Origin of the sequence: Dokdonella fugitiva, assembly GCF_004342425.1 — a bacterium.
Taxonomy (GTDB): Bacteria; Pseudomonadota; Gammaproteobacteria; order Xanthomonadales; family Rhodanobacteraceae; genus Dokdonella_A; species Dokdonella_A fugitiva.
On record NZ_SLWQ01000009.1, the window covers coordinates 131,709 to 146,094 of the forward strand.

The window sequence follows — 14,386 nt, forward strand, 5'->3', positions numbered from 1 at the left end:
GTCCACGCGCACGCCGTGCCAGAATGCCCGCGACGCCGGCGCGACAGCGCCGGTGACGGGGCGGCCGGTGCAACCGGCTCGACCGCGCGCAGGCGCGGCGCAGGCGAATGGGGACGTTCGGCGGATGAGCAGCGGCGGGCGAGCGCCAGGCAACCGGGTCGGTGCGCAGGAGCGGCTGCCGCGCCTGGGCCGGCGTTCCGACCTCCCGCCGCGCGTGCGCAACCTGCTCGAAGGCCTGCAGCAGCACGCCGCCGGCTGGTTCCAGCCCGCGCTCGAGCGTGCTCTCGTCGATATCGACACCAGCCTGTTCCGCATGGCCGAGCGCTCCGGCAACAGCGGCGAGCAGCAACGCCGCTTCGAAGCGATGCGCGCGCTCAAGCAGGCCGGCGCAAGCGTGCAGCATCGTTTCCAGGACCATCTCGAGGGCGACCTCGCGCGCGTGCGCGAAGCCGCGCCCATGGCGGCGCCCGCGCCGGATGCCACGGTCACATCGCTCGAACTCGTCGACGCGGCCGTGCTCGAGGAAGACCTCACCCTGCAGGAGATTTCCGGCAAGGCCGACATCCGCAACAGCCAGGCCCTGCACGCCTATACGCACCGCTTCGCGGTCATCGCAGGCAGCGCGGTGCCGGCGACGGAAGCCGTGCCGCTCGGCCCGGCGCGCATCGCCGAGGCGTTCCGCTACGCGCTGCACGACGTCGAACTCGACCTCGAGCATCGCCTGTTCGCCTTCCGCCAGTTCGACCGCGCGGTGATGGCGACACTGGCGCCGTTCTACGACCGCCTCAACACCTGGCTCGCCGGCCAGCGCGTGCTGCCGAACCTGCAACACCCCTCGTTCCGCCGCCCGGACGTCGCGCATGTGAGCGACGAACCCGCGCCACCACCGGCGCAGGAGGCGGGCGCGCCGGCGGGCGACGCGGCGCCTGCCACGGGCGCCCCGCCCGAACCGGCGGACGCCGAACTGTTCGGCACCCTGCGCGACCTGCTCGGCGCCAAGCGACGCGCCGAGGGCACGGCCGGCGCCGCCGGCACGGGCGCCTGGACACCCGCCAGCCGGGACGACCTGCAGAGCGTGCTCGGCGCCCTGCAGCGCGCGCCGACCACGCCGGCGCAGCAGGCGCGCTACGACAGCGAGCATTTCAAGAACACTTTGCTCGTGAAGTTGCGCCGGGCGAGCCCCGAGGGTCGCCCGCTCGGCCTCGGCGACGAGGACCTCGACACCGTCGACCTCGTCGGCATGCTGTTCGACTACGTCGTGCGCAACGTGCGCGAAAGCAGCGGCGCGCGCGGCCTGCTCGCCCGCCTGCACGTGCCGGTGCTGCGCGTCGCACTCGGCGACAAGACCTTCTTCACGCGCCGCGACCATCCGGCGCGCGAGCTGCTCAACTCCATCGCGGAGACCGGCACCCACTGGTTCGACGAGTCCGAAGCCGATCCCGACCTCACGCGCAAGATGCAGATGGTCGTCGACCACGTCAGCGCGAACTTCGACGGCGACATCGGCGTGTTCGAGCACCTGCTGGGCGACCTCAGCAAGCACATGCAGTTGCTCGCCCGTCGCGCCGAGGCGGCCGAGCGGCGCAACATCGACGCCGCGCGCGGCCGCGACCGCCTCGCGATCGCGCGCGAAGCGGCGCGTGGCGCAGTCATCCGCATCCTGCAGGCGACCATCCCCGCGCCGCGCGTGCGCTCGCTGCTGGAGCAGGCGTGGACCGACGCACTCGCCCTCAGCGCGCTGCGCGACGGGCCCGAAGGCGCCGAGTTCAAGCGCCGCGTCGAAGTGGCCGAGAACCTCGCGCGGCGCGGCCTCCAGCCGCTCGCCGACACCGCCGAGGACGAGGCGGTGCGGCTCGACCTCGAGGCCGGCCTGCACCAGGTCGGGCTGCACGGCGACGACGTGCGCGGCCTCGTCGACAACCTGTTCACGCGCGCGCCGACGCGGGAGGTGTCCGCGCAACTGCAACGCATCGACGAGGCGCTCAAGGACAAGCCGCGCCTCGGCGGCGAATCTGCGCCGGCGACGCCCGCGCGCGCACCCGCGCCGCCGCTTACGCCGGCCGAGATGCAGATGCTGCAGCAGCTCAAGCGCACCCCGTTCGGGACCTGGTTCGAGTTCGTGCGCAACCAGCAGGGCGATACGGTGCGGCGCAAGCTCGCCTGGTTCTCGCCGGTGACCGGGCACTGCCTGTTCGTCAACCAGCGCGGCGCGCGCCTCGACGACCACACCCTCGAACAGGTCGCCCGCGACATGGCGCGCGGCCAGATCCGTCCGGTCGCGACCGGACAGGGCTCGCTGATCGACCGGGCATGGAAGGCGATCATCGGCCTGTTGCGCGCGCCGGGCGACACGGCGCAGGCCGCCGCGGGAGCACGCCCATGAACGAGAAGCGCAGGTTGCCGCGCAAGCGCCCCGACGTCGCCCTGCACGTGACCGACGCGATGACCGGCGAAGTGGTCGGCCATCTCGGCAACCTCTCGCTCGAAGGCATGCTGCTGCTCGCCCAGCGGCCGATCGCCGACGATGCACTCTACCAGTTCTCGTTCCATCTGCCGGACGCGCACGGGCGGCTGCATCCGATCGAAGTCGGCGCGCACGAGCAGTGGAGCGCGCCCGGCACGATGCGGGGTCAGACGTGGGTGGGCTTCCGCTTCATCGACGTCTCGCCCGACGATGCCGGCGTGCTGCGCGACTGGCTCATGCACGCGCAGGACTTCGTCGACTGACGCGGCCCGGCCGGGCCGCGCACCGGGGTCAGAGGGCGACGACGCGTTCGGGGTTGACCGCGTAGGCGCGCAGGAAGAACTCGACCGTCGCACGGATGTGCGTCTCGATGTCCTGCTCGGTGAACGGCCCGGAGCAGCCGCACATCAGGCGCGCGTGCAGCTCGCCCTTGAGCAGCGCGAAGAACTGCGACGACGCGCGCGGGATGTCGCCGATGACGAGCTGGCCGGCCTCGACCTCGTGACGCAGGAACTGCTGGAAACCGCACTGCACGCGCTGCGGGCCTGCCTCCCAGAACATCTGCACGAGCTTTTCCGACATGCCGGTGCCGGAGTTGAGCAGGCGATGCAGCGCGATCGACTCGGGCGCGGTCACGAGCGCGAAGAACGCGCGCGCGATCGCCTCGAGCTGGCGCCGCACCGGCCCTTCGACGTCGATCTCGAACAGCGTCGCCGGCATCTGCTCCTCGCAGCGCGCGCGGATCGCCGCGAAGAACAGCGTCTCCTTGTCGGTGAAATGGCTGTAGACCGTGAGCTTGGAGACTCCGGCCTCGGCCGCGATCGCGTCCATGCTGGTGCCCTCGAAGCCGCTGAGCGGAAACAGTCGCTTGGCGGCGTCGAGGATGGCGGCGCGCTTTTCGAGGTCCTTCGGACGGCCCGGGCCGCACGGCTTGGCGATGGCTGCGTTCATGTCGACGATTTGCTAGTGGACTACCGAGTACAGATTCGATACTATACCCGCAAGTTTATGAATAGTGGCGATCACGCACGGACTCCTTCGGGATCCCGCAAGCGCACCGCCGCTCCGCCCCCGGTCGGATTATGCCGCCTGATGCCTGTCAGGCGTAGGCCATGACGGGTCGGGCATGCTTGTTTTCGCTCGTTTTGAAAGTCTCTCGCCGCACCGTCCGGGTCTCTCTCCCTCCCCCGCGACCGGACGGTGCGGTCGGGAGCTCTTGTGCTCGCACGGTTCGCCCGCATGACGTGGCGGGCATTGGGCCAGGGGCGATCCATGGCACACGTCTTGCTGAGGTGCGACGCCATGCAACCTTTTTCTTCGTCAGTGCATCAGATGGCCGCGACGAGCCGCGGTCGAGCGAACGGAGTACAGCGATGAGCTCTGCGGGATCGACAGCCGGCGGCGCGGGCGCTGCAGGCGATGCCAGCCTTTCCTTGCGCATGGCCCAGCGCGCGTTCGCGCCGCTGCTCGAGCGCAACGTGCGCCACACGACGTTCCGTTTCGCACAGCTGCGCAGCGGTGCGCGGCGCGTGTTGTCCGCGCTGTCCGCGGACGACCGCGTCCGCCTCGCGCGCTGGCTCGCGCTGCTGTGCACGGCCGCCGCGATGGATGCGCGCGAGGTCGCCGAACTTCGCCTGGCACGCATCGACGCGACCCTCGCGGCGAGCGTCGCGGCGGCGCAGGCGACGCTCGGCGAGCTCGTCGTCGCCGGGGCCGTCGCCGCCTGAGCACGTTCCGGTGACTTCCGGCACTTCGGGCTGCGGCAGGGGATCGCCAACGATGGATTTGCCGCCGCAGCGGCGAGTGCCTATGCTCTTGACCCTTTTTTCTTGCAACGGCAGGACGCGATGTTGACCACCACAGAGCAGGCCCGGCAGAACATGGTCGAAAACCAGGTGCGCACCTGGGAAGTGCTCGACGCGCGCGTCCTCGACGTGCTGCGCGAGGTGCGCCGCGAGGACTTCGTGCCCGCGCGCCATCGCAACCTCGCCTTCGCCGACCTGGCGCTGCCGATCGGCCACGACGAAGTCATGCTCAAGCCCGTCGTCGAAGGCCGCATGCTGCAGGCGCTCGCGCTCGAGCCCGGCGAGAAGGTGCTCGAGGTCGGCACCGGCACGGGTTTCCTCACCGCCTGTCTCGCCCGCCTCGCCGGCAGCGTGACCAGCGTCGAACTGCACGCGGACTTCGCCGAAGCTGCGCGCGCGAAACTCGCCGCGGCGCAGGTGCGCAACGCCAAGGTCGAAACCGCGGATGCGCTGCGCGACTTCGACGTGCACGAGCAATTCGACGCGGTCGTCCTCGGCGGTGCCGCCTGGTCGCTGCCCGAGCGCGTGCGCGGCTGGGTCAAGCCCGGCGGCCGCCTGCTCGCGATCGTCGGCGAATCGCCGGCGCAGCAGGTCACCCTCTTCACCCGCGCGGCGGATTCGCGCTGGAGCAGCGCCAGCCTGTTCGAGACCGACGTGCCGTATCTGCACAACGCCGAACCGCCGCGCCGCTTCGCGCTGTGACGGCCTGGAAGAACAACACTCCCCGAGGATGAATCAATGATCCGCTTTCGTTCCCTGCCGCTGGCCCTGGCGCTGAGTCTCGTCACGGGCGCCGCGCACGCCGACGACCTGCTGCAGGTCTACCAGGAGGCCCGCGCGGCCGACCCGACGCTCGCCGGCGCCGAGGCGACCAAGCTCGCGACCGACGAGTACGTCGACCAGGCGCGCGCGCTGCTGCTGCCGCAGATCGGCGTGAACCTCGATTTCACGCGTTCGCGCTCGGGCGAGAACGGCGTCACCCTGGTGCCCGATCCGTCGACGCCGGACGACCCGAACAACCTCGTCCCGGTCGACGGGTTGCGCCGCACGACGTACACGCGCTCGACCGGCGCGACGCTGACGCAGAGCATCCTCGACATCAGCAAGTGGACCGCGCTCAAGGCGAGCCACTACACCGCCGACGCCGGCGCGGCGACCTACGACGCGGCCCAGCAGCAACTGCTCATCAACGTCGCGCGCGCCTATTTCGACGTGCTGAGCGCGGTCGACACGCTGAAGTTCAGCGAAGCCAACGAGAAGGCGCTCGCGCGCCAGCTCGAGCAGGCGCAGCAGCGCTTCGAGGTCGGCCTCGCCGCGATCACCGACGTCAATGACGCGAAGGCGCAGCACGACCAGGCGGTCGCCAGCGTGATCAGCAACCAGAACGCGGTCGACACCGCGCGCGAAGCGGTGCGCCAGCTCACCAACAAGGAGCCGGGCGAGTTCAAGCGCCTGCGCGAAGCGCTGCCGCTCGAGCATCCCGTGCCGGACGATCCGGCGGCGTGGGTCGAGGTCGCGCTGAAGAACAACCCGGCGTTGAAATCCGCCGCGCTGCAGGTCGACGCCGCCGAGGCGAACATCAACACCGCGCGCGCCGGCCACCTGCCGACGATCACCGGCAGCCTCAGCTACGGCCGCTCACCGAGCTGGTCCGACACGCACTACGGCGGCCTCGGCAGCGTGCACGACTTCTCCGGCGATCCGCGCTGGGGCAACACCGTGCAGCTGCAGCTCAACGTGCCGATCTTCAGCGGCGGCCTGACCCAGTCGCGCGTGCGCCAGGCGATCTACAACCGCGACTTCGCGCAGGACCAGTACGAATTCAACCGCCGCCAGGTCGAGGCCGCGACGCGCAACGACTACCGCTCCGTCATCGCCGGCGCGAGCGAGGTCGAGGCGACCAAGGCCGCGGTCGTGTCCGCGCAGAGCTCGGTCGAAGCCACCCAGGCCGGCTACGAGGTGGGCACGCGCACGATCGTCGACGTACTGATCAGCCAGCAGACGCTGCTGCAGGCGCAGAGCGCGTATTCGACCGCGCGCCACAACTTCGTGCTCAACGGCCTGCTGCTCAAGCAGGCGGCCGGCGTGATCGAGGTGAAGGACCTCGAGGCGATCAACGCGCTGCTCGAGTGATCCTGCCGGCGGCACGCACGCGCGTGCCGCCCTATTTGGCGCGCCGGCCGGCTTCGCGCTGGCCGGCTTGCGCCAGCACCTTCTCGACGATCGCCATCGTGCGGTCCACCGCGCCGCGCTCGCGCTCCATCACCGCGCGCGCGGCCTCGCCCATGCTGCGCCGTTCGACGTCGCGCGCGAGCAGGCGCACCACCGCGGGGCCCAGTTCCTCGCCTTCGGCGATGCGGCGCACCGCGCCGGCCGCGATCAGGTCCTCGGTGACCTCGGCGAAATTGAACGTCTGCGGGCCGACGATGACCGGACGGGCGAGCGCGGCCGGCTCGAGCAGGTTGTGCCCGCCGACCGGCACGAGGCTGCCGCCGACGAAGGCGACGTCGGCCGCGGCGTAGAACTCGATCAGTTCGCCCATCGAATCGACGACGAAACACTGGCACGCCGGATCCGCTCCGCCGTCCTCGCTGCGCGTGGCCGTGTGGAAACCGAATGCCCGGCAGGCGGTCGCGACCGGCTTGAAGCGCTCCGGATGGCGCGGCGCGAGCAGCAGCAACGCATCGGGAAAACGGCGCAGCACGTCCGCGTGCGCCTTCAGCACGATCATCTCCTCGCCTTCGTGCGTGCTCGCCGCGATCCACACCGGCCGCGCGCCGCCCGCGGTGACGCGGAACGCGGCGCCACGCTCGCGCACGCCGGCCGGCACGGCGAGGTCGAACTTGAGGTTGCCCACGATCGCCAGGCGCGACGCATCCGCGCCGAGCCGGCTCAGGCGTTCGTAATCCGACGTCGACTGCGCCGCGACGAAGCTCGCGCAGCGGATCGCGCGCCGCGCGAGCGGCTGGATCGGCCAGTAGCCGCGCAGCGATTTCTCCGACAGGCGTGCGTTGGCGATCACGATCGAGATGTCTCGTTCGGCGCAGGTCATGAACAGGTTCGGCCAGATCTCCGTTTCCATGATCACCGCGAGGCGCGGCCGCACGCGGTCGAGGAAGCGCTTGACCGCCGTGGTGAGGTCGTACGGCAGGTAGACGTGGAACACGCGGTCACCGAACAGGCGCAACACGCGATCCGAACCGGTCGGCGTCACCGTGGTGATGACGAACTGCGAGTCGCTGTAGCGGCGCATGAGCGCTTCGATCAGCGGGATCGCCGCATTCACCTCGCCGAGCGACACCGCGTGGATCCAGATGCTGTCGCGGATGCCCGGGTCGGCGAAGAAGCCGAAGCGCTCGCGCCAGCGCGCGAAGTAGCCGTGGTACTTGATGCCACGCGCGGCCAGCCGGTACACGACGAACGGCGTGAGCAGGTACAGCGTGAGCGTGTAGATGAAGCGCTGGAACACGGGCGCGGGGCGTTTGGAGGTGGGGCAGTATAGCGATGCGAGGGCTGAGGGCTGAGGGCTGAAGAGCGAGGGGCAGGGACGGTGCACGCGAATGCCAATCGGGAAAGGACACGTCGATGCCCGCTGCCGAGATCGCGCCCGATGCCCGATCCCGAATCCCCGATCCCTCGCTCCCGGCCGTCAAGCATAATCCCCGCATGCCCCAATCCCCGCCGTCGTTCCGCGCTGCCCTGCTCGCTCCGCAACACTGGCCCGCCTGGATCGGCCTCGGCCTGATCCGCCTCGTCGCGCTGCTGCCGCACCGCCTGCTGTTGCGCCTCGGCCGCGTGCTCGGCGGGTTCACCGCGCGCGTGCTCGGCGAGCGCCGTCGCGTTGCTGCCCGCAACATCGAGCTGTGCTTCCCCCAACTCGAACCGGACGCACGCGCGCGGCTCGTGCGCGAGAACCTGCGTGACTCGGGCGCCCTGCTCGTCGAGTTCGCGCTCGCCTGGATGGGTTCGCGCCGGGCGATCGAGCGCATCCCCGTCGTGTTCGAGGGCCTGCACCACCTCGAGCAGGCGCGGACCGGCGGGCATGGCGTGCTGCTGGTCGGCGCGCACTTCTCGCACCTCGAGCTGTGCGCGCGCCTCGTCTCGCAGCGCATCGCGATCGCCGGCATGTACCGCGAGCATGCCGATGCCGCGTTCGAATGGGCGATCAAGCGCGCGCGCCTGCGCTATGCCGACGCGATGTTCGAGAAGAACGAGCTGCGCCAGACCGTGCGCTACCTGCGCGCCGGCGGCACCATCTGGTATGCACCCGACCAGGACATGCGCGGCAAGGACGTCGTGTTCGCGCCGTTCTTCGGCGTGCCGGCGGCGACGATCACCGCGACCCACCACCTCGCACGCCTGTCCGGTGCGAAGGTCATGCCCTTCTTCCACCGGCGCACCGCCGAGGGCGGCTACGTGATCCGCCTCGAGGCGCCGCTCGATGCATTCCCGGGCGACGACGTCGTCGCCGACGCCGCGCGCGTGAATGTCTGCATCGAACGCATGGTCCGCGAAGCCCCGGCGCAGTACCTCTGGCTGCACAAGCGGTTCAAGACGCGGCCGCCGGGCGAGCCGCCGCTTTACGATTCATAGCGGCCGCTTTCCATGCCAGTATGCGCACGCGCGCCTGGCCGCGCGGGGCCGCGCCGTGGGGATGGATGCGGCCCGACCGGGGGAGGAAGGCAATGGATGTCCTGATCGTCGTGGTCGCCTGCATCGCCGGGTTGTTCGTCGGCGGCATCTTCGGCGGCAACATCGCTTTCGGCTTTTTCGGGGGCCTCGCGATCGGCGTCGCGTTCGCCCGCCTGCGCGCCCTCGCCGAGCGCGTCGATGCGCTCGGCAGGCAACTCGAAGCGCTGCAGCGCCCGCCGGCCGCTGCGCGCCCGCCAGCGGCGCAGGACGCCGTCAGCGCCCCGGTCGAAGCCCGCACGCCTTCGCCCGCTGCCGCGGAACCGGCGGCCGCGCCCGCGGCTGCCGCGCCTGTCGTCGATCCGCTGCCCGCACCGCCCCCGCTGGCGCCGCCCGCCCTGCCCGCGCAGGCGAGCGCGCCGCGCGTGACGACAAGCACGCCGCGCAAGACGGAGCCCGACGCGTTGCAGCGCTGGGCAGGCGGGCTCAAGCGCTGGTTCACCGAGGGCAACGTGCCGGTCAAGGTCGGCATGCTGGTGCTGTTCGCCGGCATCGCCGCACTGCTGAAGTACGCCGCCGACGAAGGCTGGCTGCGCCTGCCGATCGAGCTGCGCCTCGCCGGCGTCGCACTCGCGGCGATCGCCGCGCTCGCATTCGGCTGGCGCGAGCGCAGGCGTCGTCCCTCGTTCGGGCTCGCCCTGCAGGGCGGTGCGATCGGCGTGCTCCTGCTCACCGTGTTCGCCGCGTTCCGCCTGTACCATCTCCTGCCAGCAACCGCGGCGTTCGCGCTCATGCTCCTGCTCGTCGCCGGTGCGGGTGCGCTCGCGGTGCTGCAGGATGCGCTTGCGCTCGCCGTGCTCGGCCTGCTCGCCGGCTTCGCCGCGCCGATCCTCATCTCGACCGGCAGCGGCGACCATGTCGTGCTGTTCTCGTACTACGCGCTGCTGAACCTCGCCATCTTCGCGATCGCGTGGCTGCGCTCCTGGCGCGTGCTGAACCTGCTCGGCTTCTTCTTCACCTATGCGATCGGCAGCGCCTGGGGCGTGCTGCGCTACCAGCACGCGCTGTTCGCCAGTACCGAGCCGTTCCTGCTCGTGTTCTTCGCGATCTATCTCGCGATCCCGGTGTCCGACGCGCTGCGGCGTCCGCCGACCGGGCGCGGCTTCGTCGACGGCACGCTCGTGTTCGGCAACCCGCTCGTCGCGTTCGCCTTGCAGGCGGCCCTGCTCGACGGTGAACGCATGCCCCTGGCCTGGTCCGCGCTCGCGCTCGCGCTGGCCTATCTCGTGCTCGCCGCGGCGATGATGTCGCGGCGACGCGTGCTCGGCGAATCGTTCGCAGTGCTCGCGGTCGGGTTCGCCACGCTCGCGGTGCCGCTCGCGCTCAGCGCGCGCAGCACCGCCTGCACGTTCGCGCTCGAAGGCGCAGCGCTGGTCTGGCTGGGCTTGCGCGAGCAGCGCCGCCTGCCGCGCATCAGCGGCCTCGCACTGCAAGGGCTGGCTGCGCTCGCATTCGCCTGGGCGCTCGCCGACGGCGCGGCCGCCGGCGAGACGATCGCGATCGCGAACGGCACGTGCATCGGCGCATTGCTGATCGCGCTCGCCGCGTTCGCGAGTGCATGGCTTTACCACCGACGCGACGACGCGCGCCGCGAACTCGCCGTGCTGCTCTACGTCTGGGGCCTGGCCTGGTGGATCGGCGCGGGGCTGCGCGAGATCAATCGTTTCGTGGCGCCGTCGCAACGCGCGGCGGCCCTGCTCGTGCTGCTTGCGACGACCGCGGCGGTCGCGGCGTTCGCGACGCGCCGCACGCAGGCGTTCGCCACCGCGCTAACGGCCGCGTTCGCGCTCGCTGCGGGTACGGTCGTCGCGCTCATGTTCGGCGATGCCGGCCTGCAGCCGTTCGCCGGCTGGGGGCTCGCTGCCTTCGGCGCCTACGCGCTCACGGGCGCGTTCACGCTCGGCCAGCTGCGCGAGCGCACCGACCTTACGCCTGCGCTCGCCCAGATCGGCTGGGTATGGGCCTGGACCTGCGCCGCCGCGGTCGCGCTCGGGCAACTCTCCGCCGACCTGCGGCTCGGTGCGGGCTGGCGCACCGCCTTCGCGGTTTCGCCCGTGCTGGCCGCATGGGCGTTCGCCCTGCTGCGCCCGCGCATGATCGCCGCACCGTTGTCTGCACGCTTCGACGAATGGCGCGGCGCGCTGTTGCTGCTGCAGGCGATCGTCGCGACCTGCATCCTGTTCGGGCTGCTCTGGCATGCCGGCGACAGCGCACCGCTGCCATACCTGCCCGTGTTCAACCCGGTCGAGCTCGCGCAGGTCGCCGCGCTCCTGCTCGGGGCGCGCTGGCTCGCCGACGCGGCCGCGCCGCGCGAGCTCGCTGCGCACCGCGCGCCGCTGCTCGCCGGCGCCGGCTTCCTGTTCGTGACCGCGGCGACGTTGCGCGCGACGCACCAGCTCGGCGGCGTCGGCTGGGACGAACACCTGTGGTCTTCCAACCTCGCGCAGACCGCGCTCACGGTCGTCTGGAGCGCGCTCGGCGTGCTCGGCTGGGTGATCGGTTCGCGCCGCGGCCAATGGGCGCTGTGGCTCGCCGGCGCCGTGCTCATGGGCGTCGTGCTCGCCAAGTTGCTGCTGGTCGACCGCACCCACCTCGGCAACCTGTTCGGCATCGCCTCGTTCATCGCCTACGGCCTGCTCTGCACGGTGATCGGCTACTTCGCGCCGGCGCCGCCGCGCGCGACGGACGAAGGAGCCGCGTCGTGATGCGCGCGCTCGTCTGGTCGTTCGCCCTCGCCGGGTTCCCGGCTGGCGCCGCCGACCTGCACGACTACGCCTGGACGTTCACGATCGAAACGCCGGCCGGCGTCGAGAGCAGTGCCTGGCGCGTCGACCTCGATCCGGCCGTCTATGCATGGGTGCGCGATCCCGCGCTGCGCGACGTGGCGGTGTTCAACGCCGAGGGCGAGCCGGTACCGGTCGCGCGCGTCGCCGCCGAAACGATGGCGCAGGCGCACGAGCACACCGAGGCGCTGCCGCTGCTCGCGCTGCCCGCCGACGGCGCCGTCGCTGGCGGCGGCGACTTGCGCCTGCTCATCGAACGCGACGCACAGGGCCGCCTGCGCCGCCTCGACGCGGGCGACGATGCGGCGACGAAGGCAGGCGAACGCGCCTGGCTCGTCGATGCGAGCGGACTCGACGGTGCGATCGAGCGGATCATCCTCGCCTGGGAGAGCCCCGCGAGCGGCGTCGTCGCGCGCTTCGAGATTTCCGCGGGCGACGACCTCGAACACTGGCGGCGCGTCGGCGAAGGCAGCGTGTTGTCCCTGCGCGAGGGTGACGCGCGCCTCGACCGCAACGACATCGCGCTGCCCGACGTGCGCGCGAAGTACCTGCGCCTGCGTCGCGTCGACGACGGCGCGGCGCTCGCCGGCCTGAATGCGTCGGTGCGCGTGGTCGAGCGCGCCGCGGCGGTGCCGCTGCGCCGCTGGATCGACGCACGCGCGGTCGAACTGCCTGCCGACGAACGCGGCGCGACCGCGCGCTACGCGTACGCATTGCCGGCGGCGCTGCCGGTCGAGCAGGCGCGCGTCGAACTCGCGAGCGACAACGCGCTCGCCGCGCTCACCCTGTCCGCGCGCGACGGCGCCGCGTGGAGCGAACTCGCGCGCTTCACCGCGTTCCGCCTGCGCTCGGGCGAGGAGACGCTGCGCAACGGCGACATCGACCTCGTCGCCCCGCGCCGCCTCGACACGTTCCGCCTCGACGCGCGAACCCCGCTCGCCACCGCGCCGCGCCTCGCCTTCGCCTTCCGCCCCGACCGCTTCGTGTTCCTCGCCGAAGGCGCCGCACCGTACCGCCTCGCGGTCGGCAGCGCGATCGCACGCCGCCCCGACTATCCGCTCGACGCTGCGCTCGCGAGCCTGCGCGCGAGCCGCGGCAGGGACTGGCAGCCGCCGCAGGCGACGCTCGGCGCGGGCCGCGCGAGCGGCGGCGACGCCGCGCTGCTGCCGCCGCCGACGCCGACACCGTGGCGGCAATGGCTGCTCTGGGGCGTACTCGCGCTCGGCGCCGCGCTCGTCGGCGCATTCGCGCTGAACCTGCTGCGCGAGCGGCGCTGAGATCGGCATGCATCCGAACCGCCCGAAGGCGGCCGTGCTTCGCGCGTCCGGCCTGTGCGATTCGTATCCCGTATCGCAGCCCCCCACCGTAGGGCGGTACGCGCAGAGCGCGTGCCGCCGCGCTCAACGCGCCGCGGCCTCGCGTGCACCGAGCGCCGCGCAATACAACGCGAGCAGCCACCAGAACAGCAGCCCCCACCACGCCGAATAGAATGCAAGATGGGTGTTGAGCGGGAAACACATCGAGACGAGCGCGAGTCCGGGCGCGAGCGCACGTTCGCGCGCGCCCGCGTCGGCGCGACGCCACGCGCGCAACGCGGCCCATGCGCCGGCGAGCCACAGCACGAGGCCGGCGACGCCGGTTTCGCTGAGCACTTCGAGCACGATCTGGTGCGCGTGCGACGCACCGGTGTCGCTCGCGGTGTCGACGAAGCGGTCGCCCGGCGCCGCGTAGTCCGGGTAGGCATAGCGGAAACCGCGCGCGCCGACGCCGGTGAATGGATGCGCGGCGCTCATCGCGAGCGCGGTGCGCCAGATGCTGAGGCGCCCTGCCGACGCTTCGTCGACCGCGGCCTCGGTGCCCTGCAGCGCGCGCAGGCTGCGCTCGATGCGCGCGCCGAAGCGCGCCGAATCGTGCAATGCAAATGCGCCGATCACGCCGAGGCCGAGCGCGAACACGGCGCACACGGCGAGGAAACGTCGCGGCCGGCGCGTCTCGTGCCAGGCGAGCAGCACGCCGACGAGTGCGTACGACAGCCATGCCGCGCGCGAACCGGCGAGCAGCACCGGCGGCGCGAGGAACGCGTACGCGAGCACGAGGCCGCGAACGCCCCAGCGCGCACGCGCGGCGAGCAGCACGAAGGGCGCGAGCGTCGCGAGCACGGGACCGAGCTTGAGGTTGCCCGCGCCGAAGATGCCCGACACGCGCTCGCGCTCGGCCGCGCCGCCGAGGCTGTAGCCGGTCGCCATCTGCACCCAGGCATCGAGCGTCCACAAAACGACGATGCCGGCGACGGCGGCGACCAGCGCGGGCCAACGGGCCGCATCGCGCAGCGCCCACGTCGCGTACAACGCGAACGGAAGGAAGCGCAGGGTGGTGGCGACGGTCGACCAGGTCTTGCCCGGCGCGACCGCGGCAAAGCCCGACAGCAGCGCGGCGAGCCAGTAGGCGCCGAACAGCGCGAGCACGAGCTTCACGGCCCCGTCGTCGAGGCGCGCGCGACCGCGCGCGAGCAGCACGAGCCCACCGATCGCGCCGAGCGCGAGCGGCGCCTCGGCGCTGCGGCCGAGCGGCAGCAGCACGAGCACGGCGGGCACGAGCAAGGTAGCCCACAGGGGGGCGCGGTCGTCGGGGTTCGGGGTCACGGC

At 71.9% G+C, this 14,386-nt stretch carries 11 protein-coding genes; 8 read left to right on the forward strand and 3 right to left on the reverse strand.

Annotated features, from left to right (window positions below):
* Positions 1-124 precede the first annotated feature (124 nt).
* Both EV148_RS15225 and EV148_RS15230 read left to right on the forward strand, forming a co-directional pair.
* Entirely contained in the window at positions 125-2,383 is a 2,259-nt protein-coding gene (locus tag EV148_RS15225) for a DUF1631 family protein (RefSeq protein WP_131999705.1), read from the forward strand.
* Positions 2,380-2,727 carry a PilZ domain-containing protein gene (locus EV148_RS15230; RefSeq protein ID WP_131999706.1) on the forward strand — a complete coding sequence of 116 codons (348 nt, stop codon included), beginning with the start codon at positions 2,380-2,382 and terminating at the stop codon, positions 2,725-2,727. The genes EV148_RS15225 and EV148_RS15230 overlap by 4 nt, the downstream gene beginning before the upstream one ends.
* Positions 2,728-2,755: 28 nt before the next feature.
* On the opposite strand, the gene EV148_RS15235 is transcribed toward EV148_RS15230, so the two are convergent.
* A complete protein-coding gene (locus EV148_RS15235; protein ID WP_131999707.1) occupies positions 2,756-3,415 on the reverse strand; it encodes a TetR/AcrR family transcriptional regulator in 660 nt (219 codons plus the stop codon).
* A gap of 422 nt (positions 3,416-3,837) precedes the next feature.
* Between EV148_RS15235 and EV148_RS15240 the strand changes: the two genes are divergently transcribed.
* The 3 genes from EV148_RS15240 to EV148_RS15250 all read left to right on the forward strand — a co-directional run bounded on the left by EV148_RS15240 (position 3,838) and on the right by EV148_RS15250 (position 6,402).
* Positions 3,838-4,191 carry a hypothetical protein gene (locus EV148_RS15240; protein ID WP_131999708.1) on the forward strand — a complete coding sequence of 118 codons (354 nt, stop codon included), beginning with the start codon at positions 3,838-3,840 and terminating at the stop codon, positions 4,189-4,191.
* 120 nt (positions 4,192-4,311) lie between these two features.
* Positions 4,312-4,971 (forward strand): protein-L-isoaspartate O-methyltransferase family protein, encoded by a 660-nt coding sequence (locus EV148_RS15245; protein ID WP_131999709.1) that lies wholly within the window; start codon positions 4,312-4,314, stop codon positions 4,969-4,971.
* 36 nt (positions 4,972-5,007) lie between these two features.
* A complete protein-coding gene (locus EV148_RS15250) occupies positions 5,008-6,402 on the forward strand; it encodes a TolC family outer membrane protein (RefSeq protein WP_220485013.1) in 1,395 nt (464 codons plus the stop codon).
* A 31-nt stretch (positions 6,403-6,433) separates the two neighbouring features.
* Here EV148_RS15250 and waaA read toward each other — a convergent pair whose 3' ends face one another.
* Positions 6,434-7,738, reverse strand: a complete 1,305-nt coding sequence (waaA, locus tag EV148_RS15255; RefSeq protein ID WP_131999710.1) for a lipid IV(A) 3-deoxy-D-manno-octulosonic acid transferase — start codon at positions 7,736-7,738, stop codon at positions 6,434-6,436.
* A gap of 197 nt (positions 7,739-7,935) precedes the next feature.
* Here waaA and lpxL point away from each other — a divergent pair, with 197 nt between their 5' ends.
* The 3 genes from lpxL (at position 7,936) to EV148_RS15270 (ending at position 13,018) form a co-directional block, all read left to right on the forward strand.
* Positions 7,936-8,862, forward strand: a complete 927-nt coding sequence (lpxL, locus tag EV148_RS15260) for an LpxL/LpxP family Kdo(2)-lipid IV(A) lauroyl/palmitoleoyl acyltransferase (protein WP_131999711.1) — start codon at positions 7,936-7,938, stop codon at positions 8,860-8,862.
* Positions 8,863-8,954: 92 nt separating this feature from the next.
* Complete coding sequence (locus tag EV148_RS15265; RefSeq protein WP_131999712.1) at positions 8,955-11,663, forward strand: DUF2339 domain-containing protein; 2,709 nt, start codon at positions 8,955-8,957, stop codon at positions 11,661-11,663.
* Positions 11,663-13,018, forward strand: coding sequence for a DUF3999 domain-containing protein (locus EV148_RS15270; protein ID WP_241988117.1), 1,356 nt, complete (start codon positions 11,663-11,665; stop codon positions 13,016-13,018). Before EV148_RS15265 ends, EV148_RS15270 begins: the two co-directional genes overlap by 1 nt.
* A gap of 123 nt (positions 13,019-13,141) precedes the next feature.
* Here EV148_RS15270 and EV148_RS15275 read toward each other — a convergent pair whose 3' ends face one another.
* Positions 13,142-14,383, reverse strand: coding sequence for an O-antigen ligase family protein (locus EV148_RS15275; protein WP_241988115.1), 1,242 nt, complete (start codon positions 14,381-14,383; stop codon positions 13,142-13,144).
* Positions 14,384-14,386 lie beyond the last annotated feature (3 nt).